This is a genomic window from Alcaligenes sp. Marseille-Q7550, assembly GCF_965112015.1.
Genome location: NZ_CBCOPU010000001.1, coordinates 551,303 through 569,706, shown reverse-complemented (window position 1 = coordinate 569,706; position 18,404 = coordinate 551,303). Strand labels below are relative to the sequence as shown.

Sequence of the window (18,404 nt, the reverse complement as noted above, 5' to 3'; positions counted from 1 at the left end):
ATGACCAAGACCGCATCAAACCGGCCCGCCCTGCTCTGGCCCCTGATCGCCTGCCTGTACATTTCCCAAGGCGTCCCGTTCGGACTGGCCATGGAAGCCCTGCCCGCCGCCTTGCGCCATGCCGGCGCCGAACTGGCGGCGCTGGCCTGGCTGCCGCTGGTCGGCCTGCCCTGGGTGCTGAAATGGAGCTGGGCCTCCCGGGTGGACAATCATTGGCATCAACGCCTGGGACGCCGCCGCAGCTGGATCATTCCCATGCAGTCACTGGTCCTGGCCTGCCTGCTCGGGGTCTGGATGCTGGGGATCTCGGCCGCCACCCTGCCCTGGCTGCTGGCGCTGGCGGTGGCCGCGTCCCTGGCCAGCGCCACCCAGGACGTGGCCACCGACGCGCTGGTGGCCGAGCAGTTCCCGGCCTCTTCCCTGCCCGCGGCCAACGCCGTGCAGGTAGCCAGCACCATGGTGGGATTCTTCTACGGCGGGCCGGTATTCCTGATGATCTACGGCAAATTGGGACAGGCGGCGGCCATGCTTGCGCTGGCGCTGCCCATCTCAGCCAGTCTCTCGCTGGTGCTGGCCTGGCGCGAGCCGGCCGTGCAGGCATCGGGCCAGTCGGGCAAGGCCAGCCTGCGGCATTTCCTCCTGTCGGGCCGCAGCGCCTGGGGGCTGATCGCCGCGGCCTTCCTCTCCGCCGTGACCGTGGTCGCCTGCCACGGCCTGGGGAAACTCCTGCTGGTCGATGCGCATTGGCCGCTGACCAAAATCGGCCAGATCGGCATGCTGGGCGGTGCGGTGACCATCGTGCTGGGTTGCGGCGGCGGCGCCTGGCTGGTGCGCCGGCTGGGCGCCTGGCCGGCCTTTCACGCCGGCATCGCCGCTGCCGGAACGGCCGCCGCCATCTGGGCCTGGCTGGCATGGCAAGCGCCGGCGCTGCCGCTGGCCGCGGTCTGGACGGCCACCTTGCTGGCCAGCTTCGGCGCCGGCAGCGCTTCGGTCGCCGTCATGACGGCGGCCATGCGCTTTGCCCATTCCCGCCATCAGGCGGGCACCGACATGACCATGGTGCAAAGCATGCGCGATCTGGGCGAGATGGCCGCCTCATCCTCGCTGATCGCCCTGGCCGCCGGGGTGGGCTACACGCAGGGCTTTCTGCTGGGCTTGGTACTGGCCATGCTGACGCTGATACTGGTGCCAGCCCTGCTGGGCGCACGTTCCGCAAGAGCCGGGGTGCAATCCCGGCCCTGAAGTGGCTACGTCGCCCGGGCCAGCCCGGCCATCAGGCGGTCCAGCGCATTGGCGAATTCACGGCGGTCAGTCTGGCTGAAAGGCGGCGGGCCGCCGATGTCGACGCCTGCGCCGCGCAGCTCCTCCATCATGTCGCGCATGGCCAGCCGCTCGCCGATGGAGCCGGCGTCCAGGCGCTCGCCGCGCGGGCTGAGCACCAGCGCCTGCCGGGCCAGCACCTGCGCCGCCAGGGGAATGTCGGCCGTGATCACCAGGTCGCCCGCGCCCACGTGCTGGACGATGTAGTCATCGGCCACATCGAAGCCGCGCGGCACCTGGACGGCGCGCAGCCATGGCGAGGGCGGGGTGCGCAGCATCTGGTTGGCCACCAGCGTCAGGCGCCGTTCCCAGCGCTGGGCGGCGCGATACAGGATATCCTTGACCACCGCCGGGCAGGCGTCGGCATCCACCCAGATGTGCATGGATCAACGCTCCAGGGCCTGGGCCAGCAGGCGGTCGACCAGTTCGTTCATGGCCACGCCCTCGGCCGCCGCGCGTGCGCGCAAGGCATCGATCACGGGCTGGGTCAGCTTGACCGGGAAGGAGACCAGTCCGGCCGCCTGGTCCAGGCGGCGCTGTTCGCGCCGGTCGGGCACGACGGCTTCGCCGGCAAAGCGGGCCGGCGGCGTGGCCGCCTTCATCTTGCCCATCAGCTTCAGGGCCTTGTTTTTTTCGAGATCAGTTCGTTTCATGTGCTTTCCGCCAAGATCCGGCATGCCCGCCTGGAAGAAGCGGACTGCGCATGGCGGGCGCCATGTGCCGGCATGGCATGCATACTGCTCAGGACGGCCGCAAAAGTCCAGGCATTTATGGCGGCGCGCAGCGGCCTGAAACAAAAATGCCCCCACGCTGCGCCTTCGGCTTGCTGCCCCCCGAGGGGGTGCTTTTTACCTTGGGGCGGCCCGGCGGTAAAAAATACCCCCGCGCTGCGCCTTCGGCTTGCTGCCCCCCGAGGGGGTGCTTTTACCTTGGGGCGGCCCGGCGGTAAAAAATGCCCCCACGCTGCGCAGGCTGATCGCCTGCCTGCTGCCCGCGTCGCGGCTTGCATGCCGCTCGGATTCGCCAGCCGCGCTACTCCTGCGCGCCGGCATCGGCACGCACGATGCCGCAGCGTTTGTGCGCCCGCATGACAACGGCGACATCGCTGTTGAGCACCCCCTCCATTTCTCCAAGGCGGCGCGTGACGACATCCCAGAGCTGGGTGCTGTCGCGGCACAGCACATGCCAGAAAAGCTGCGAGGGGCCGCTGGTGCCGAAGAGGCAGCGGGTATTGGGGTCCTGCGCCAGATGCGCGGCCAGGGCGTTGACTGCCTGCGGACGCACCTGCACCGACACCACCGCCTCGACCGGGAACCCCACCAGTGCGGGCTCGACCTCGACCCGGAACGACAGCGCCCGCCGCTCCACCAGATGCTGCAACAGGCGCTGCGCGGTCGGCTCGCTCACGCCGGCGTGCTCGGCCAGTTCGGCCAGGCTGGCCCGGCCATCGCGCTTGAGCCGGGCCGCGATTCGCTGCTCGGCCTCGGTCAGCACCGCCGGAGGGCTGACCGGCGCTGCCCCCGCGTCGGCGGCGTGTTGCGCCTGGATGCGCCACTGACCCGCGCGCCGGAAAGAGCGCAGCACCAGACGCGCATCGACATGCTCCACCCCCGCCATGGACGGCAGGATGCGTGTCACCAGCTCGGGCATGTCGGCTTCGTCGGCCAGCGTCAGCTCCGCCATCAGGTCGGCGGAGCCGGCCAGCGTCACGACCAATTGGCAGTTCTCCAGCCGCGCCAGCTCCTCGGCCACCTCCGGCACCTGTCCGGCGCGGCAGCGGATCCAGGCATGCAGCACCACGCCCCGCCCCGCAGCCAGGGGATCGGTTTCAGCGACCACGCGCAAGGCATCCGCTTCCAGAAGGCGTTTGATGCGCCGCGCCACCGTGCGCTCGGCGATGCCGGCCGCCGCGCCCAGCTCGCGCCAGGAGGCGCGCGGTTCGGCCTGCAGGGCGATCAGGCAGGCGAGATCGGTGTCATCGAGTGTTGGCATTAAGGGCTTACCCTTACTTGACGTGACAATATTCATCAAATTAACCTTCCGAAATTGCTAAAAACAAAAACTTTAAACTTATTTTTGTCCAAAAATAAACTTCCTCGAGGATTTCATGAGCACTCCCTCCCATCAACCGAGCGCCGTGCAGGGAGCCGCCGCTGCCCCGGTCTCACGCGCCCGCACCATCCTGGCCGGTAGTGTAGGCAATGCCGTCGAATGGTTCGACTGGACCATCTACGCCTCCTTCGCCATCTTTTTCTCCAGTCAGTTCTTCCCCGAAGGCAATGACACCGCGGCCCTGCTGGCCACCTTCGGCATCTTCGCGGTGGGCTTTTTCATGCGCCCGATCGGCGGCTGGCTGCTCGGCATCTTTTCCGACCGCTACGGCCGCAAGGCGGCGCTGGGGCTGACCATCCTGATGATGGCGGGCGGCTCGCTCATTATCGCCGTAACGCCCACCTATGCCTCCATCGGCCTGGCCGCCCCGCTGCTGCTGACCGCCGCGCGCCTGCTGCAAGGCCTGTCGCTGGGTGGAGAGTATGCCTCGGCCACGACCTTCCTGGCTGAAATGGCGCCGCCCAAGCGCCGCGGTTTCTATTCCAGCTTTGTATTCTTCAGCGCCGCCGTCGGCATTCTTGCGGCTTCGGCCGTAGGCTGGATCCTCACCTCCCTGTTGAGCAAGGCGGAAATGGCCGCCTGGGGCTGGCGCATCCCCTTCCTGCTGGGCGCGCTGGGCGGCGTGGCCGGCCTGTGGATCCGCCGCTCCATCCCCGAGACCGAAGCCTTCGCCGAGAGCAGGAAAGCCGGCGTCGAGAAGCAGCCGCTGCGCACCCTGCTGCGCGAACACCCCGTGGAAGTGCTGCGCATCGTCGGCTTCTCCGTCCTGACGACCTTCGCGTTCTACATTTTCGTGGCCTATGTGCCCACCTACGCCATCCGCCACGTGCAGGCCGACCCCAAGGTGGCCTTCGCCGCCAACACCGTGGCGCTGATCGTCTTCATGCTGGTGCAGCCCCTGTTCGGCGCGCTGTCGGATCGCATCGGCCGCAGGCCGCAGCTGATCGTCTTTGCCGCCGGCTACCTGCTGTTCTTCTACCCGCTGATGAGCACGCTGGGCCCGTCTTTCGGCTCCATCCTGCTGGTGGAACTGTTCGGCCTGGTCCTTTACGCCATGTACACCTCCATAGCCCCGGCCATCATGTCCGAGCAGTTTCCTACCAGCGTGCGCGCCGTCGGCATCGGCACGCCCTATAACCTGATGGTGGCGCTGCTGGGCGGCACCACGCCCTATCTGCTCACCTGGCTGCAGAGCAACGGCCTGGAACGCTGGTTCTTCTACTACGTGCTGGCCGGCGCGGTGATTACGCTGTTCACCTTCATCCGCATGCCGGAGACGGTAGGCCAGAAGCTGCGTTGACCGCTCCTGCCCCGCCCGGCGGCGCCCCCGGGGCGCGCACGACCCGCTTGCGCGGGTCTTGTCCATTTTCAGGAAACCCCATGTCAGAACAAGATACCGCCCTACATTTCCGAGACGCACTTGAGATCGGCCGCGAGATCCGGCAAGGCCGACTGAGCGCGCGGCAGGTCGCCACGCATTTTCTGGACCGCATCGAGCGCGCCGCCGCCCTCAACGCCTTCAGCGTCGTCACCGCCGAACGCGCCCTGGCCCAGGCCGATGCCGCCGACCGCCTGCTGGCGGCCGGCATCGTGCTGGGCCCCTTTCATGGCGTGCCTGTCGCGGTCAAGGACAGCGTGCAATGGGAAGGCACCGAAGCAACGCTGGGCTCGCAGGCCCGCGCCGGGCAGCTCAGCACCGAGACCGCCGCCGCGCTGCGCCTGCTGGCCGCGCAAGGCATGGTCGTGCTGGGCAAGACCCGCATGACCGAGTTCGCCTTCGGCCTGTCGGGCCAGAATGCCACCCAGGGCACCGCGCGCAACCCCTGGGATGCGACCGTGGCCCGCGCCCCGGGCGGCTCTTCCAGCGGCTGCGGCGTGGCCGTGGCCGCCGGTCTGGCGCCCATCGCCATCGGCGGGGACACCGGCGGCTCGGTGCGCGCGCCCGCCACCCTCAACGGCCTGGTGGGCTACAAACCCTCCACGGGCGTGATCAGCCGCGCCGGCAGCCTGCCGCTCTCCGACACGCTGGACGTCCTGGGTCCTCTCGCCCGCAGCGTGGCCGACGCCCGTCAACTTGTCGCGGTCCTGTCGGGGCCGGACATCGCCGACCCCGCCACCCTCGCGCTGCCGGCGACTTGCGTGGCCGCCCTGCGCCGGCCCCCGCCCCCACGCGCGGCCCCATCGCCTTGCTCGCGCCCGAAGCCTGGCCGGCCGCCCTGGACAGCGCCACGCAGACCCTCTGGCAACAGGCTCTGGACCGTCTGCGGCAGGCCAGCCTGGACCTCCAGGTCTGGATGCCGCCGCCGTCGCTCTCCTTTGCGCGCATGGCCGAAGACAACTCGATCGTGCTGGCCTACGAAGCCTATCGCTACTACGGCGAACTGGCGTCGAACCCCGAGCTGCCTCTGTGGCGCGTGGTGCGCGAGCGCATCGCCGCGGGCGGGCGCATCGACGCCGCCGACTACGAAGCCGCCCTGCAGCGGCGCAGCGTCGACATGCAGGCCTTCGCCCACGCCATGCAGGGCCGCGCCGCCCTGCTCATGCCCGCCTGCGACCAGGCCGCTCAGGCCCTGGACCCCGACGACCTGCGCCACACCGGCCTGGGCAAGCTCCTGCGCCCCGGCAACTTCCTGGGTGCGGCCGCCATCTCGCTGCCCAGCGGCTTTGACGGCCAGGGCCTGCCTACCGGCGTGCAACTCATGGCGCCCAGCGGCCAGGACGCCGCGCTGCTGGACAGCGCCCGCATCGTCGAAGGCATCCTCGGCCGGCCCTCGCGCCATCCCGACCTCGCAGCCTGGGGCCTCTGAAACGACAACAGGCGCGGCGCCGGACCACGACGCCCAGCGCTTCCACATCCATGGCCTGGGGCGGCGCAGCCCAGCGAACGACCGGGCTGGAATCGGCGTCAAAAAAACCCGCTGAATGAACTGACCCCCGAAAGTTGGACATTGATCCAACCTTCGGGGGTTTTACATGGCGAAATATGATGTGGACTTCAAGCTGGAAGTGGCACGGGACTATTGGTCCGGGTCGCTAGGGGCCCGGGCATTGGCCGGGCGATATGGGCTCGATCATGGGACGGTGCGCCGCTGGGCCGCGCAGTACCGAGAGCATGGCGAGGCGGGATTGCACAAGAAGCACAGCGGTCACTACGGCGCCGAGTTCAAGCTGTCCGTGTTGAGTCGGATGTGGCAAGAGGGCTTGTCTTGTCGCCAAGCCGCGGCGCGGTTCGACGTGCGCGGCGGCCATGGCGTCGTGAGGCGGTGGGAACGCGAGTATCATGAAGGGGGCCTTCGCGCCCTGACCCCCAACCCTCGCCCAGGCCGCTCCCCGACGATGAAATCCCCCAAACCCCCAACCCTTACGCCTTCGCCCTGCGAGGACACGCGCACGCTGGAGCAGTTGCGCCAAGAGAACGAATATCTGCGCGCGGAGAATGCGTACTTAAAAAAATTGAGGGCCTTGCGTCAGGAAAAAGCGCTGGCCGCGCAGAAAAAGCGCGGGTCGTGCTCGAATTGAGGCAAGGCCACACCTTGGCCGTGCTGCTGAAGGTGGCCGGGCTGTCGCGCAGCACGTTCTACTACCAGGCCAAGGCACTGGGCGCGGCCGATCCCTGCGCCGGGCTGAAGGCGCGCATCCGCGCGCTGTACGACCAGCACCAGGGCCGCTATGGCTACCGGCGCATCACGGCGGCGCTGCGCCGGGCCGGTGAGCTCATCAACCACAAGGCCGTCCAGCGCGTGATGCAGACGCTGGGACTGAAGTCCTTGGTGCGCCCGAAGAAATACCGTTCGTACCGAGGCGAGCAGGGCCGTGTGGCGCCGAACCTGCTGACGCGCCAGTTCCAGGCCGACAGGCCCAACCAGAAGTGGGTGACGGATGTGACCGAGTTCAAGGTCGGCGCCGACAAGCTGTACCTCTCGCCGGTGATGGATCTGTACAACGGCGAGATCGTGGCCTACGAGACCAGCCTGCGCCCCGTGTTCCAGCTCGTGGGCAGCATGCTCCAGAAAGCGCTGGCCCGGCTCGCACCCACGGATCGCCCGCTGCTGCACTCCGATCAGGGCTGGCAGTACCAGCAGCCCCAGTACCGGCGTCTGCTCGCTGAGCAAGGCGTGATTCAGAGCATGTCGCGCAAGGGAAACTGCCTGGACAATGCCGCCATGGAAAGCTTCTTCGGTACGCTCAAGGCCGAGTTCTTCCACCTGAACCGCTTCGAGAGCATCGAGCAGCTCCAGGCCGGCATCGGCCAGTACATCCACTACTACAATCACGAACGCATCAAGCTCAAGCTAAAAGGCCTGAGCCCGGTGCAGTACCGAGCTCAGGCCTTCGGGCTTTAGGCTCTGACCGTCCAACTTTTGGGGGTCAGTTCAGAAAGCGGGTTTTTTTGTCGAGCCGGGGAATCAGTCCTGACGGTCGGTGACTTCCACCAGGTGGTAGCCGAACTGCGTCTTGACGGGGCCCTGGACCACGCCCACGGGAGCGCTGAACACGACTTGATCAAATTCGGGAACCATCTGGCCGCGGCCGAAGGTGCCCAGTTCGCCGCCCATGCGGGACGAGGGGCAACTGGAATTTTCCTTGGCCACCTGGCCAAAGTCGGCGCCGGCTTCGATGGCGGCTTTCAGTTCGTTCGCTTTGGCTTCTGTGCTGACCAGGATGTGGCGTGCGGAGGCTTGTGCCATGATGTACTCCTTTTTGGAAAATCATTCCAGCTTAACCCAGAACCGGCCCGGGCGCGAAGCCCCAGGGCCGGCTCGGGCTCAGTCGTATCAGGCCTGGACCGCCTTGCGCTTGCGCGCCGCCAGCGCCCGGCCCAGCACCACGATCAGGATGGCGCCTATCGCCTCGGCGATCAGCTTGGTGGTGGTGGATGGAGCGCCGAAATGCTCCACGAAGACCACGTCGGTCACCAGCATGCCGCCGGCGATCCAGCCCAGCAGCGCGGCGCCGAAGGTGACCACGATGGGGAAGCGGTCGATGAGCTTGAGCACCAGGGTGCTGCCCCAGATGATGATGGGCACGCTGACCACCAGGCCGAAGATCACCAGGCCGATCTGGTGGTCGGGGTTGGCGGTCTGGGCGGCGCCGGCGATGGCGATCACATTGTCCAGGCTCATGACGAAGTCCGCCACGATGATGGTCTTGATGGCCTTCCACAAGGTTGCGCCGCCTTCGATGTTGCCGTGCGCGTCATCGTCGGGCAGCAGCAGCTTCACGCCTATCCACACCAGCAGCAAGGCGCCCACGATCTTCAGGTACGGCACCGCCAGCAATGTCAGCGCGAACGCGATCAGCACCACGCGCAGGCCGATGGCCCCCGCCGTACCCCACAAAATGCCCTGCATGCGCTGCTTGGCCGGCAGATTCCGGCACGCCAGCGCGATCACCACGGCGTTGTCGCCCCCCAGCAGGATGTCGATCATGATGATCTGGAACACTGCCGCCCAACTGATAGTCTGCAAAAGCTCAAGCATCTGTTGCCCGCCTCTTCAAGTTTTTTAATGGAAACCAGACAGCCATCTCGCAGAGCCCGCTACGTGCAGGAATCGCCCGCGCACGACGCAAAACAAAATGGCCTGTTCCACCAGGGACACAGGCCATCTCGATTGAGGAGAGTTCGCCTTGCCCATGATGGCAAGGTCTTGCTTGCAACCATTTGGTTGCCCGGGCACCGGGAATGCGCAGATGACTGCAACACTGCCGTAATGACGATGCGCCGGAAAGTAAGCTACTCCCCTTGATAGGCGCAAAGTATAGCGGTCTTATGACGAACTGAAAAGCTTTCGATGCGCGAATCCCCCCGGCCCTTGTCCAGGATGCGGGCGCCGGACCAGTACACCGGCCGCGCATCGCCTAGATGCACTTGAGCGCGCCGACGTCCCCGGTGTAGGGAAAACGCAATTCCTCGTAGCCGAAGGGCTGGAAATGCACGGTCAGGCCGTCCTCGTTGGGCAGGATCACCGCGTAGCTGGCCGGCTCGAAGGCGGACGTGGCCGCGCCCGGACGCTCCAGGTCCAGCTCGTGCTGGTGATTGGTGCCGCTGACGGTCACGAAGGGAAAGCCGTTCCAGGTTCCGGCCGCGCAGCGGTGCACGTGGCCGGAGAACAGGTGCACGGGCGCGGGATGGGCCTTGAGCAGGGGCAGCATCTGTTCCGCATTGCTCAGGCGCAGCCAGTCCATGGATGGATACTGCAGGGCCGGCAAGGGGTGGTGCGAGAACAGCAGCACCGGCCCGGCATGGCGTTCCATCTCGCGCCGCAGCCAGCCCAGGCGGGCTTCGCACAGGTAGCCGTTGGTGTAGCCGTCCTGCAGGGTGTCCAGGTAAATGGCCCGCCAGTCGCCCAGCGTCTCGGCATGCTGCACGAAACCCGGAAGCTCCGTGCGCGCATCGGGAAAGACGTTCCAGAAGGCATGCCGGCTGTCGTGATTGCCCATCAGCAGGCGCACCGGCGGAATCAGGTCCTGCAGGCCCTCGCGCAAGCGCTCATAGGCCAGGGGATGGCCGGCATGGGTCAGGTCGCCGGTCAGCACGCACAGGTCCGCATCCGCGTGGTGACGGTTGATGTGCCGCACGCAGTTGCGCAGCCGGTCCGCGGGATCCGAGCCGAACAGCAGGCCGTCGGGCGGGGTGATGTGCAGGTCCGAGAACTGGATGATTTTCATGAAAGCTCCTTAACGTATGCCGGCGCGCAGGAAAGCCTGCATGAACTGCTTCTGGAACAGCAGAAAGCCCAGCAGCAACGGCAAGATGGTCATCAGCGTGGCCGCGCTGATCAGGGAAATGCTGACCCCGCTTTCCGGCGCGCCGAACAGGGACAGCCCCACGGTCAGCGGCCGGGTGTGCTCGGAGCTGCTGATGACCAGCGGCCAGAGGAAGTTGTTCCAGTGCGTGGACACGGACACGAGCGCATAGGCCAGATATACCGGCTTGACCAGCGGCACATAGACGCGCCACAGCACGCCCAGGCGGCTGCAGCCTTCCAGGCGGGCGGCGTCCTCCAGCTCGCGCGGCACCTGCTTGAAAGCCTGGCGCAGCAGGAAGACGCCGAAGGCGCTGGCCATATAGGGCACGCCCATGCCCCAGACCGTATCCGTCCAGCCCAGCAAGGCGACCATGCAGTAATTTTCCACGATCAGCACCTCGGGCAGGATGAACAATTGCAACAGCAGCAGCATGAACAGGACCTGGCTGCCGAAGAAGCGAAAACGCGCGAAGGCATAGGCGGCCAGGGTGCAGAGCAGGAACTGGCCGGCCAGGATAACGGCGACCAGCAGCGTGGTGTTGAAGATGTAGCGCATCCAGGGCGCACGTTCCCATGCCGCGCCGAAATTGGCCAGCGTCCAGCCCGAAGTCAGATCGAAGCGCAAGGCCGCCGACGGGTCGCGGAACGCCGCCCAGCAAGCGTACAGCAAAGGCGCGATCCACAGCAGCGCCAGCATGTGCGCGCCCAATGTATCCAGGGACGGCAGGCTGGACGCGCGGCGTGTAGCGGGGGCGGTAAGAACAGTATCCATGGCGTTCACTGGTAATGCACGCGCCGTTCGGCGTAGCGGAATTGGAAGACGGCGATCAAGCCCAAGGCCAGCAGCAGGCCCACGGTCAGCACGGCGGCGCTGGGCGTGTCCATGTAGGCGAAGGCGGTTTCCCATATCCAGTACAGCATCAGCTTGGATGCGTTGTTGGGGCCGCCCTTGGTCAGGATGAACAAGTGATCCACCAGCTTGACCGAATTGATCAACGCATTGATCAGGATGAACAGGGTCGTGGGAGCCAGCAGCGGCAGCAGCACGCGCCGACCGTACTGCCAGCGGCTGGCGCCTTCCAGCCGGGCGGCATCGCGCAGCTCGGGCGGAATGGTCTGCAGGGCCGCCAGGTAGAAGATCATGAAAAAACCCGCTTCCTTCCAGATGGTCACCACCATGACCGCGCCCAGAGCCGTCTGCGGCTGGCCCAGCCAGTTGGTGGCGCCCTGGCCGAACAGGCGGGCGATCTGGTCCAGCAGGCCCAGGTCCGGCGTGTAGAAGAACAGCCACAGGTTCGCGGCGGCAATCATGGGCAGCATGGTGGGCGTGAAATACGCGCAGCGCACCCAGGCCCGCATGCTCATGGCGCGGTTGGCCCACAAGGCCATCAGCAGCGCCAGGACCATGGACACGGGAATGACGATAGCCGCGTACCAGAGGTTGTTCTTGAGCACCAGCCAGAAGGTCGGGTCGGCCAGCACCGCATCGTAGTTGTCCAGTCCGACGAACTGGGCGGGACGGCGCGCCGTCCCCTTGCTTTGCAGGCTGGACCAGAACGTGTGCAGCGCCGGAATGAAGGCGAACACGCTCAGCAGCACAAACAGCGGCGTCAGCAACAGGTAGGCGAACACCCATTCTTTACGCAGCACACGCAATGGTTCAGCCATCACAGCACCCGCTTAGTTGAAAGGACGCAGCAGGCGCTCGGCCGCCGCCTGAGCCTCGTCCAGGGCCGCCTGGGGCGTCTTGGCATTGGTCAGCGCCGCCTGCACGGCATTGGACAGCAGTTCGCGCACGCGGGCGGTTTCGTAGGTGGCGAACTCGGGCGAGGCCACCGCCAGCTGGTCGCGGGCGACCAGGGCCTGCGGGAAGGACTTGGCGTAGTCGGTCAGCGCGGGGGTTTCATAGGCAGCGGGGCTGATGCCCACGTGGCCCGTGGCCATGGGCCATTTGGCGGCGCGCTCGGGCGCGGTCATCCAGCGCACGAAGCCCAGCGCGGCCTTCTTCTGCTCCTCGCTGGCGCCCTTGAAGAGGTAGAAGTTGCCGCCGCCGGTGGGCGAGGCCGCTTTTTCCTTGGCCGGCAGCATGGCCACGCCGAAATCGAACTTGGCCTCGTTCTTGACGGCCGTCAGGTTGCCCGTGGTGTGCCACATCATGGCCGTTTGGCCTTGCACGAAGGCCTGGCGCAGCGTGCCCCATTCTATGGTGCCGGTCGGGCTGACCTTGTGCTTGTAGGCCAGGTCATGGAAGAACTGCAGGGCTTGCACCGACTTGGGATCGTTGAAATAGACCTTGTTGCCGTCCTCGTTCATCAGCTGGCGGCCGTTCTGCAGGGCCAGGGCCTGGAACATCCAATAGGGATAGCCGGTGGACGGGATCATCAGGCCGTGGCGCTTGTCCGTGGTCAGCTTCTTGGCCGTCTGCACCAGTTCGTCCCAGGTCTTGGGAGGCTGGTCGGGATCCAGGCCCGCTTCGCGGAACAGATCCTTGTTGTAGAACATGACGATGGTCGAGCGCTGGAAGGGAATCCCCCAGACCTTGCCTTCCAGGGTGCCGTTGGCCATCAGTGCGGGATAGAAGCTCTTGAGCCACTCCTGGCTGGCCGCATCCCGAGCCACGTCGCTGAAGGCTTCGACCAGGCCCTGCTCGACCAGGTCGTGGGTGTCCAGCGCGCCCAGCACGCACAGCTGCACGGGCTCGCCGGCGCGCAGCGCCGACAGGGCGCGCACGCGGGTTTCGTCGTAATTGCCGGAGTACACGGCCTTGACCTTCACATCGGGATTCTCGGCCTGGAAATCCTTGATCAGGCCGTCCACCACCTCGGTCAAGGGGCCGCCGACCGCGATGGGGTAGTACATGGTCAGTTCCACCGCGCTGTGGGCATTGGCGCCCAGGCCCATCAACAGGGCGCTGGAGGTGGCAAGCAGATATTTCTTCAACATGAGAGACTCGCTGGAACGTTAGTCGGTGAATGCATGGGACGGCGACGGCAGGCGCGCCCCGCTGTCCTGGTTAAAGTAAAAAGCATGGGCGGGATCCCAACTCAGGCCGCAGCGAGCGCCCGCCTCGACGCTGCGGCTGTGCGGCGCGCGCACGATCAGGGTGCGGCCATCGTTCAGCCGCACATAGACATACGCATCCGCACCCTGGAACTCCTGGTGCACGACCGTGACCGCGACGGTCTCGTCCGTCGCTTCCTGCAAGCGCAGGTTCTCGGGTCGCACGCCCACCAGCACGCGGTGCGGCTGGTCGAACTGCCGGCGCGCGGGCCACAGACTCAGGGGAACGTGATCGCTGTGGATCATCATCATGGGCGGGCTGCCGATGAAGCCGGCGGTGAAGACGCTGTTCGGCTCGCCGTACAGGTCCCGGGCGGCGCCCTGCTGCTCGATGCGCCCGGCATTGAGCAGCACGACGTGGTCCGCCATGCCCATGGCCTCGGTCTGATCGTGCGTCACGTACACCACCGTCAGGCCCAGGCGCTGCTGCAGGGCGCGGATCTCGTGGCGCACGGTGTGGCGCAGCTTGGCGTCCAGATTGGACAGGGGCTCGTCCATCAGGCAGATGCGGTGGCCCGACACGATGCTGCGCGCCAGCGCCACGCGCTGGCGCTGGCCGCCGGATAATTGGCCGGGCTTGCGCTCCTCCAGCCCTTCCAGATTGGTCAGGGCCAGGGCTTCGCGCAGGCGCTCCCGCTGCTGCTTGCGGTCGGCGCGGCGCACCTGCAGGCCGAACAGGATGTTGTCGGCCACGTTCAGGTGGGGAAACAGGGCGTAGGACTGGAAGACCATGCTCAGCCCGCGCCGGGCCGGCTCCAGCTGGGTGGCGTCCTGGCCATCGATCAGCAGGCGGCCCTGGTCAGGCGTTTCCAGCCCGGCGATGATGCGCAGCAGCGTGGATTTGCCGCAGCCCGAAGGGCCCAGCAGGGCCGTGAATTTGCCTTCCTGGATGGACAGGTCCATCTGCCTGAGCACGGCCTGCTCGCCCCAGGACTTGCCTATGCCCTGCAATTCGATGGCGGCGCGGCTCATGGCAGCACCTCGTCGGCGATGACGACCCGCACCCGCGTCGGAATCCGCGCCCGGTACGGTTCCGGGATGGCCTGGTCGCACACCAGGACATCCACGTCTTCCAGCGAGCCGCTGCGCACCGGGGCGCGGCGGCCGAACTTGGTGTGGTCCAGCACCAGGATGCGCACGCGGCAATTGCCGCGCAGCGCTTTGTGGCAATCGGATTCGGCCATATCGAAATCCAGCAGGGCGCCGTCCGAATCGAAGCCGCCCACCCCGGACACGCCGAAGTCCGCCTTGAAACTGTTGAAGAGGCGCTCGGCCTCCGGCCCCAGTATTTCCGGGTTGGGCTGGCGCAGCTGTCCGCCCGCCAGAACCACGCGGTGGCTCGGGTTGTGCGTCAGCGCCAGGGCGGCGCTGATATTGTTGGTGACCACCGTCAGGTCCTGGTGGTCGGCCAGGGCCAGCGCGACCTGCTCGGGCGTGGTTCCGAAACCCAGCAGCACGCTGGCGCCCGGCGGAATCAGGCCGGCCACGGCGCGGCCGATGCGAGCCTTCGCCTGGAGCTGGGTGATGCGGCGCGTCTGGAAGGACACATTGCGCTCGGCCGCGTTCAACTCCGCGCCGCCATGGCGGCGGCGCACCAGATCGGCCTCGTACAGGTGGTTCAGGTCGCGGCGTATGGTCTGCGGCGTCACCCCGAAGTGCGAGGCCAGACCGTCCACCGACACCGCCCCCTGGGCCCGCAGCAAGTCAACAATAATGCTCTGCCGAACGGAAAGATTCATAACACTGCACGTTGGTTTCGTTCGAATACCAGGCAGTGTAGAAATCCCAGGTTACGGGCCGGTTACGCTCAGATGAAAGTTTTATGACGGATAAATGTTCGTATGAACATGCATGGCTGGGCAGCAGCCCGGCCCTGTTGCGAGATCGGACGTGAATGGCCGCCCTGCACCGCAGGGCGGCGAGGACGCCACGGCGGAGCTCCCCGCCCTGTCCGCTTACCTGCCGGCCTGCCCCGCGCGCCACTCGCGCACGGCCTTCAAGGTGTTGTTCACATGGTCGTCGGGCTCCATCGCCGTGTATTCGTAGATGATCCGGCCTTCGGGCGAGATCACATACGAGATGCGCGTGGCGCGTTCCGACTGCGCGCCCATGCCCGCATCGTAGGCGCGTATCACCTTGCCGCCCGGATCCGCACCCACCGCGAACTTGCTGCCGCAGGGCCCCGTGGAAAACTCCTTCAAGGTGTCGATGTCGTCGGCCGACAGACCGATGACCGTGGCCCCCAGCGCCTTGTAGTCGGCTATGGCTTCGGCGAAGGTGTGCGCCTCCACGGTGCAGCCCTGGGTGAAGGCGGCCGGATAGAAGTACAGCACCACCGGGCCCTTCTGCAGCGCCCGGCTCATGGAAAAATCAAAGGTCTTGCCCGCCAGGGCCGCCTGCACCGTGAAATCCGGCGCCGGCGCTCCCACCGCCAGCGCCGCCTGCGCGCCGGGCGCGCCCGCCATCAGGGCGATGCCCAGGAAAAGTCCTGCCATTGCGTTTTTCATGCTGTCGCCTCCGTGCCGCAAGATTGAACCAGGAATCAGCGTAAGCCCGTTGGCCGGCTCAATACAAGCCTTGCGCAGGATCCGGAAAACAGTCCGGACGGCATGCCGCTCTAACACGTCCGGACCGCGGCCATGGGGTAATATCCAGTGTGCACATGTGAAAAAAATGAGAACATCACTGCACAATAAGCAAGCAATAAAAGGAGACACCCTATGAAGATCCACCGTTTTCTGCGCCCCCTGCTGGCCGCCGCGCTGCTGGGCGGAGCGTTCGCCGTCCAGGCCCCAGTCAACATGATGCTGCCGGCCAACCCGGGCGGCGGCTGGGACTCCACCGGCCGACAGGCCATGCACGCCATGAACGAGGCCGGCATCTACACCGGCACGGTCAGCTTCACCAACAAGGGCGGCGCGGGCGGCACCATAGGCCTGGCGGACTTCCAGCGTTCGCAGAAAGGCAAGGCCGACGCGCTGGCCGTGTTCGGCGCGATCACGGTGGGCTCCATCTCCATGAACAAGTCGCCCATAGACCTGAGCAAGTTCAAGCCGGTGGCGCGCCTGACGGCCGAATACCTGGTGCTGGCCGTGAAAGCCGATGCACCCTACAAGACCCTGGACGAGTTCGTGCAGGCCCTGAAGGCCAATCCCGGCGGCATGCCCGTGGGCGGCGGCTCGGCCGGAGGAGTGGACCACATCGCGCTGGCCCTGCTGGCGCAGAAAGGCCAGGTGCCGGTGTCCGCCCTGAACTACATTCCCCAGGCGGGCGGCGCCGACACCGTGACGGGCATCGTCAATGGCACCCTGAAGGCCGGCATTTCGGGCGCGTCCGAATTCCAGCAGTTCGCCGACAGCGGCCGCATCCGCATCCTGGCCGTGTCCTCCGACAAACGCATGAAGGGCCTGGACAACGTGCCCACCTTCAAGGAGGCGGGCTACGACGGGGAGATCGCCAACTGGCGCGGCATCCGGGGCTCGGTGGACATGCCCGACGAAAACTACCGCCAATGGGTGGAGCGCTTCACCAAGTTGAACGACAGCCCGCAGTGGCACGCCACCATGGAGCGCCTGGGCTGGGAGCCCTACTTCCTGAGTGGCGAGGCCTTCGGCGAGTTCATCCAGGCTGAAAGCCAGCGCATCAACACCATCCTGCAAGACGCAGGCCTGGTCAAGTAAGACTGCGGAGGCTGTCCATGACGTCTGCATCCCGACAGCCCTGGTGGCTGGGGCTGGCGGTCATCCTGACGGGGGCCGTCTGTCTGTACGCATCCTCCTCCCTGACCCTGTCCGCGCAGTACGCCGCCATAGGCCCGGGCCTGTTCGTGGCCCTGGTCGGGGCGGGCCTGGTCGCGCTGGGCATTCTGCTGTTGTTCCAGATGGCCCGCGGCGCGGCTTTTGACGAAGAGGAACGGGCCGCCGACCCCGGCATGGACAAGGGACCGTTCCTGACCGTGCTGCTGGCCGCCGTGCTGCCCTCCCTGACCATGGAGCAGCTGGGCCTGCCGCTGACCGCCGCCGTCTGCTTCATGCTGGTGGCGCGCGCCCTGGGTTCGCGCCGCATCCTGCTGGACGTGGTCTCGGGCTTCGTGCTGGGCAGCGCATGCTGGTTCCTGTTCGGCCGGCTCGGCCTGCAACTGGGCGGCTTCCTACCATTGGCGGGGGTGTGATGGATACATTGTCCTTGCTGCTGCACGGCTTCGGCGTGGCCCTGCAGCCCATGAACCTGATGTGGGCCCTGCTCGGCTCCGTGCTGGGCACGGCCATCGGCATCCTGCCGGGCATAGGCCCGGCGCTGACCATCGCGCTGCTGCTGCCGGTGACCGTGTCGGTGGGGCCGGTGTCGGCCTTCATCATGTTCGCCGGCGTGCTCTACGGCGCCATGTACGGCGGCTCGACCACCGCCATCCTGATCAACACGCCCGGCGAAGCCGGCTCCATGATGACGGCGCTGGAAGGCAACAAGATGGCCCGGCGCGGGCGCGGCGCGGCCGCCCTGGCCACGGCGGCCATCGGCTCCTTCATCGCCGGCACCCTGGCCACCCTGGCGCTGACCTTCGCCGCCCCCGCAGTGGCCGAACTGGCCTTCATCTTCACCCCCGCCGACTACTTCGCCCTGACCATCATGGCCTTCACCTCCGTGGCCGTGGTCATGGGGGCCTCGCGCGTGCGCGGCTTCATTTCCCGGTTCCTGGGCCTGGCCCTGGGCGTGGTCGGCATCGACGCCATGACGGGGCAGCCGCGCATGACGTTCGGCATACCCGACCTGCTGGACGGCGTGGAGCTGACCGTGGTGCTGGTGTCCGTGTTCGCCGTGGGCGAAATCCTTTATGTGGCCAGCCGCTACCGCCATCAAAGCGAGGAAATCATCCCGATCCGCGGCAAGGCCTTCCTGACCAGGGACGAATGGCGCCGCTCCTGGAAGCCCTGGCTGCGCGGCACGGTGATCGGCTTTCCCATGGGCGCCATTCCAGGCGGCGGGTCCGAACTGCCCACCATGCTGTCCTATTCCCTGGAAAAGAACCTGTCCAGCCACAAGGAGGAGTTCGGCAAGGGCGCCATCGAAGGCGTGGCCGGGCCCGAAGCGGCCAACAATGCGGCCGCCGCCGGCATCCTGGTGCCGCTGCTGACCCTGGGTCTGCCGACCTCCGCCACGGCGCAG

The 18,404-nt window shown here is 66.7% G+C and carries 18 protein-coding genes and 2 pseudogenes; 8 read left to right on the top strand and 12 right to left on the bottom strand.

Features of this window, described 5'->3' with window-relative positions:
* On the top strand, positions 1-1,242 hold the full coding sequence (locus ACWPWO_RS02695; protein WP_454004220.1) for a RhtX/FptX family siderophore transporter: 1,242 nt from the start codon (positions 1-3) through the stop codon (positions 1,240-1,242).
* 5 nt (positions 1,243-1,247) lie between these two features.
* Here ACWPWO_RS02695 and ACWPWO_RS02690 read toward each other — a convergent pair whose 3' ends face one another.
* The 3 genes from ACWPWO_RS02690 to ACWPWO_RS02680 all read right to left on the bottom strand — a co-directional run bounded on the left by ACWPWO_RS02690 (position 1,248) and on the right by ACWPWO_RS02680 (position 3,348).
* Positions 1,248-1,703 (bottom strand): YaiI/YqxD family protein, encoded by a 456-nt coding sequence (locus tag ACWPWO_RS02690; protein ID WP_454004218.1) that lies wholly within the window; start codon positions 1,701-1,703, stop codon positions 1,248-1,250.
* A 3-nt stretch (positions 1,704-1,706) separates the two neighbouring features.
* A complete protein-coding gene (locus ACWPWO_RS02685; RefSeq protein WP_394063869.1) occupies positions 1,707-1,973 on the bottom strand; it encodes a hypothetical protein in 267 nt (88 codons plus the stop codon).
* A 379-nt stretch (positions 1,974-2,352) separates the two neighbouring features.
* Entirely contained in the window at positions 2,353-3,348 is a 996-nt protein-coding gene (locus ACWPWO_RS02680; RefSeq protein ID WP_454004217.1) for an Lrp/AsnC family transcriptional regulator, read from the bottom strand.
* Positions 3,349-3,427: 79 nt separating this feature from the next.
* Between ACWPWO_RS02680 and ACWPWO_RS02675 the strand changes: the two genes are divergently transcribed.
* The 4 genes and pseudogenes from ACWPWO_RS02675 (at position 3,428) to ACWPWO_RS02660 (ending at position 7,775) form a co-directional block, all read left to right on the top strand.
* Positions 3,428-4,732, top strand: coding sequence for an MFS transporter (locus ACWPWO_RS02675; RefSeq protein ID WP_454004215.1), 1,305 nt, complete (start codon positions 3,428-3,430; stop codon positions 4,730-4,732).
* 80 nt (positions 4,733-4,812) lie between these two features.
* Positions 4,813-5,502 (top strand): annotated as a pseudogene (locus ACWPWO_RS02670) (amidase); the annotation flags it as partial.
* Positions 5,503-5,567: 65 nt separating this feature from the next.
* The gene (locus tag ACWPWO_RS02665) at positions 5,568-6,239 is read left to right on the top strand and encodes an amidase family protein (protein WP_454004213.1); all 672 of its coding nucleotides are present in this window, start codon (positions 5,568-5,570) and stop codon (positions 6,237-6,239) included.
* A 166-nt stretch (positions 6,240-6,405) separates the two neighbouring features.
* A protein-coding gene (locus ACWPWO_RS02660; protein ID WP_454004211.1) for an IS3 family transposase occupies positions 6,406-7,775 on the top strand; the annotation gives its coding sequence in 2 pieces (ribosomal slippage) (positions 6,406-6,894 and positions 6,897-7,775; 1,368 coding nt in all).
* Positions 7,776-7,838: 63 nt separating this feature from the next.
* Here the strand turns inward: ACWPWO_RS02660 and ACWPWO_RS02655 are convergent.
* The 9 genes from ACWPWO_RS02655 to ACWPWO_RS02615 all read right to left on the bottom strand — a co-directional run bounded on the left by ACWPWO_RS02655 (position 7,839) and on the right by ACWPWO_RS02615 (position 15,736).
* The gene (locus ACWPWO_RS02655) at positions 7,839-8,120 is read right to left on the bottom strand and encodes a peptidylprolyl isomerase (protein ID WP_394063861.1); all 282 of its coding nucleotides are present in this window, start codon (positions 8,118-8,120) and stop codon (positions 7,839-7,841) included.
* A gap of 87 nt (positions 8,121-8,207) precedes the next feature.
* Entirely contained in the window at positions 8,208-8,912 is a 705-nt protein-coding gene (locus ACWPWO_RS02650; protein ID WP_454004209.1) for a TerC family protein, read from the bottom strand.
* Positions 8,913-9,291: 379 nt separating this feature from the next.
* Entirely contained in the window at positions 9,292-10,101 is an 810-nt protein-coding gene (locus ACWPWO_RS02645) for a phosphodiesterase (RefSeq protein WP_454004207.1), read from the bottom strand.
* A gap of 9 nt (positions 10,102-10,110) precedes the next feature.
* Positions 10,111-10,953 carry a carbohydrate ABC transporter permease gene (locus tag ACWPWO_RS02640; RefSeq protein ID WP_454004205.1) on the bottom strand — a complete coding sequence of 281 codons (843 nt, stop codon included), beginning with the start codon at positions 10,951-10,953 and terminating at the stop codon, positions 10,111-10,113.
* Positions 10,954-10,958: 5 nt separating this feature from the next.
* Positions 10,959-11,849: a carbohydrate ABC transporter permease gene (locus tag ACWPWO_RS02635; protein ID WP_454004203.1), complete on the bottom strand. Its 891-nt coding sequence runs from the start codon at positions 11,847-11,849 to the stop codon at positions 10,959-10,961.
* 12 nt (positions 11,850-11,861) lie between these two features.
* Entirely contained in the window at positions 11,862-13,124 is a 1,263-nt protein-coding gene (locus ACWPWO_RS02630; protein WP_454004201.1) for an ABC transporter substrate-binding protein, read from the bottom strand.
* Positions 13,125-13,142: 18 nt separating this feature from the next.
* Positions 13,143-14,213, bottom strand: a complete 1,071-nt coding sequence (locus ACWPWO_RS02625; RefSeq protein WP_454004200.1) for an ABC transporter ATP-binding protein — start codon at positions 14,211-14,213, stop codon at positions 13,143-13,145.
* On the bottom strand, positions 14,210-14,980 hold the full coding sequence (locus ACWPWO_RS02620; protein WP_454004198.1) for a DeoR/GlpR family DNA-binding transcription regulator: 771 nt from the start codon (positions 14,978-14,980) through the stop codon (positions 14,210-14,212). The genes ACWPWO_RS02625 and ACWPWO_RS02620 overlap by 4 nt, the downstream gene beginning before the upstream one ends.
* A gap of 216 nt (positions 14,981-15,196) precedes the next feature.
* The gene (locus ACWPWO_RS02615; RefSeq protein ID WP_454004196.1) at positions 15,197-15,736 is read right to left on the bottom strand and encodes a peroxiredoxin; all 540 of its coding nucleotides are present in this window, start codon (positions 15,734-15,736) and stop codon (positions 15,197-15,199) included.
* Between the two features lie 225 nt (positions 15,737-15,961).
* On the opposite strand from ACWPWO_RS02615, the gene ACWPWO_RS02610 reads away from it, so the two are divergent.
* The 3 genes and pseudogenes from ACWPWO_RS02610 to ACWPWO_RS02600 all read left to right on the top strand — a co-directional run.
* Entirely contained in the window at positions 15,962-16,921 is a 960-nt protein-coding gene (locus tag ACWPWO_RS02610; protein WP_454004195.1) for a Bug family tripartite tricarboxylate transporter substrate binding protein, read from the top strand.
* A 17-nt stretch (positions 16,922-16,938) separates the two neighbouring features.
* Positions 16,939-17,412, top strand: a complete 474-nt coding sequence (locus ACWPWO_RS02605) for a tripartite tricarboxylate transporter TctB family protein (RefSeq protein ID WP_454004193.1) — start codon at positions 16,939-16,941, stop codon at positions 17,410-17,412.
* Positions 17,412-18,401, top strand: a pseudogene (locus ACWPWO_RS02600) (tripartite tricarboxylate transporter permease); the annotation flags it as partial. The gene ACWPWO_RS02605 and the pseudogene ACWPWO_RS02600, both read left to right, overlap by 1 nt.
* Positions 18,402-18,404 lie beyond the last annotated feature (3 nt).

Coding starts and splice junctions, on each gene's coding strand:
- ACWPWO_RS02680 (WP_454004217.1), bottom strand. CDS start 3,348: ATGAATATTGTCACGTCAAGTAAGGGTAAGCCCTTAATGCCAACACTC.
- ACWPWO_RS02655 (WP_394063861.1), bottom strand. CDS start 8,120: ATGGCACAAGCCTCCGCACGCCACATCCTGGTCAGCACAGAAGCCAAA.
- ACWPWO_RS02610 (WP_454004195.1), top strand. CDS start 15,962: ATGAAGATCCACCGTTTTCTGCGCCCCCTGCTGGCCGCCGCGCTGCTG.
- ACWPWO_RS02605 (WP_454004193.1), top strand. CDS start 16,939: ATGACGTCTGCATCCCGACAGCCCTGGTGGCTGGGGCTGGCGGTCATC.
- ACWPWO_RS02645 (WP_454004207.1), bottom strand. CDS start 10,101: ATGAAAATCATCCAGTTCTCGGACCTGCACATCACCCCGCCCGACGGC.
- ACWPWO_RS02685 (WP_394063869.1), bottom strand. CDS start 1,973: ATGAAACGAACTGATCTCGAAAAAAACAAGGCCCTGAAGCTGATGGGC.
- ACWPWO_RS02630 (WP_454004201.1), bottom strand. CDS start 13,124: ATGTTGAAGAAATATCTGCTTGCCACCTCCAGCGCCCTGTTGATGGGC.
- ACWPWO_RS02650 (WP_454004209.1), bottom strand. CDS start 8,912: ATGCTTGAGCTTTTGCAGACTATCAGTTGGGCGGCAGTGTTCCAGATC.
- ACWPWO_RS02620 (WP_454004198.1), bottom strand. CDS start 14,980: ATGAATCTTTCCGTTCGGCAGAGCATTATTGTTGACTTGCTGCGGGCC.
- ACWPWO_RS02635 (WP_454004203.1), bottom strand. CDS start 11,849: ATGGCTGAACCATTGCGTGTGCTGCGTAAAGAATGGGTGTTCGCCTAC.
- ACWPWO_RS02690 (WP_454004218.1), bottom strand. CDS start 1,703: ATGCACATCTGGGTGGATGCCGACGCCTGCCCGGCGGTGGTCAAGGAT.
- ACWPWO_RS02675 (WP_454004215.1), top strand. CDS start 3,428: ATGAGCACTCCCTCCCATCAACCGAGCGCCGTGCAGGGAGCCGCCGCT.
- ACWPWO_RS02695 (WP_454004220.1), top strand. CDS start 1: ATGACCAAGACCGCATCAAACCGGCCCGCCCTGCTCTGGCCCCTGATC.
- ACWPWO_RS02625 (WP_454004200.1), bottom strand. CDS start 14,213: ATGAGCCGCGCCGCCATCGAATTGCAGGGCATAGGCAAGTCCTGGGGC.
- ACWPWO_RS02640 (WP_454004205.1), bottom strand. CDS start 10,953: ATGGATACTGTTCTTACCGCCCCCGCTACACGCCGCGCGTCCAGCCTG.
- ACWPWO_RS02615 (WP_454004196.1), bottom strand. CDS start 15,736: ATGGCAGGACTTTTCCTGGGCATCGCCCTGATGGCGGGCGCGCCCGGC.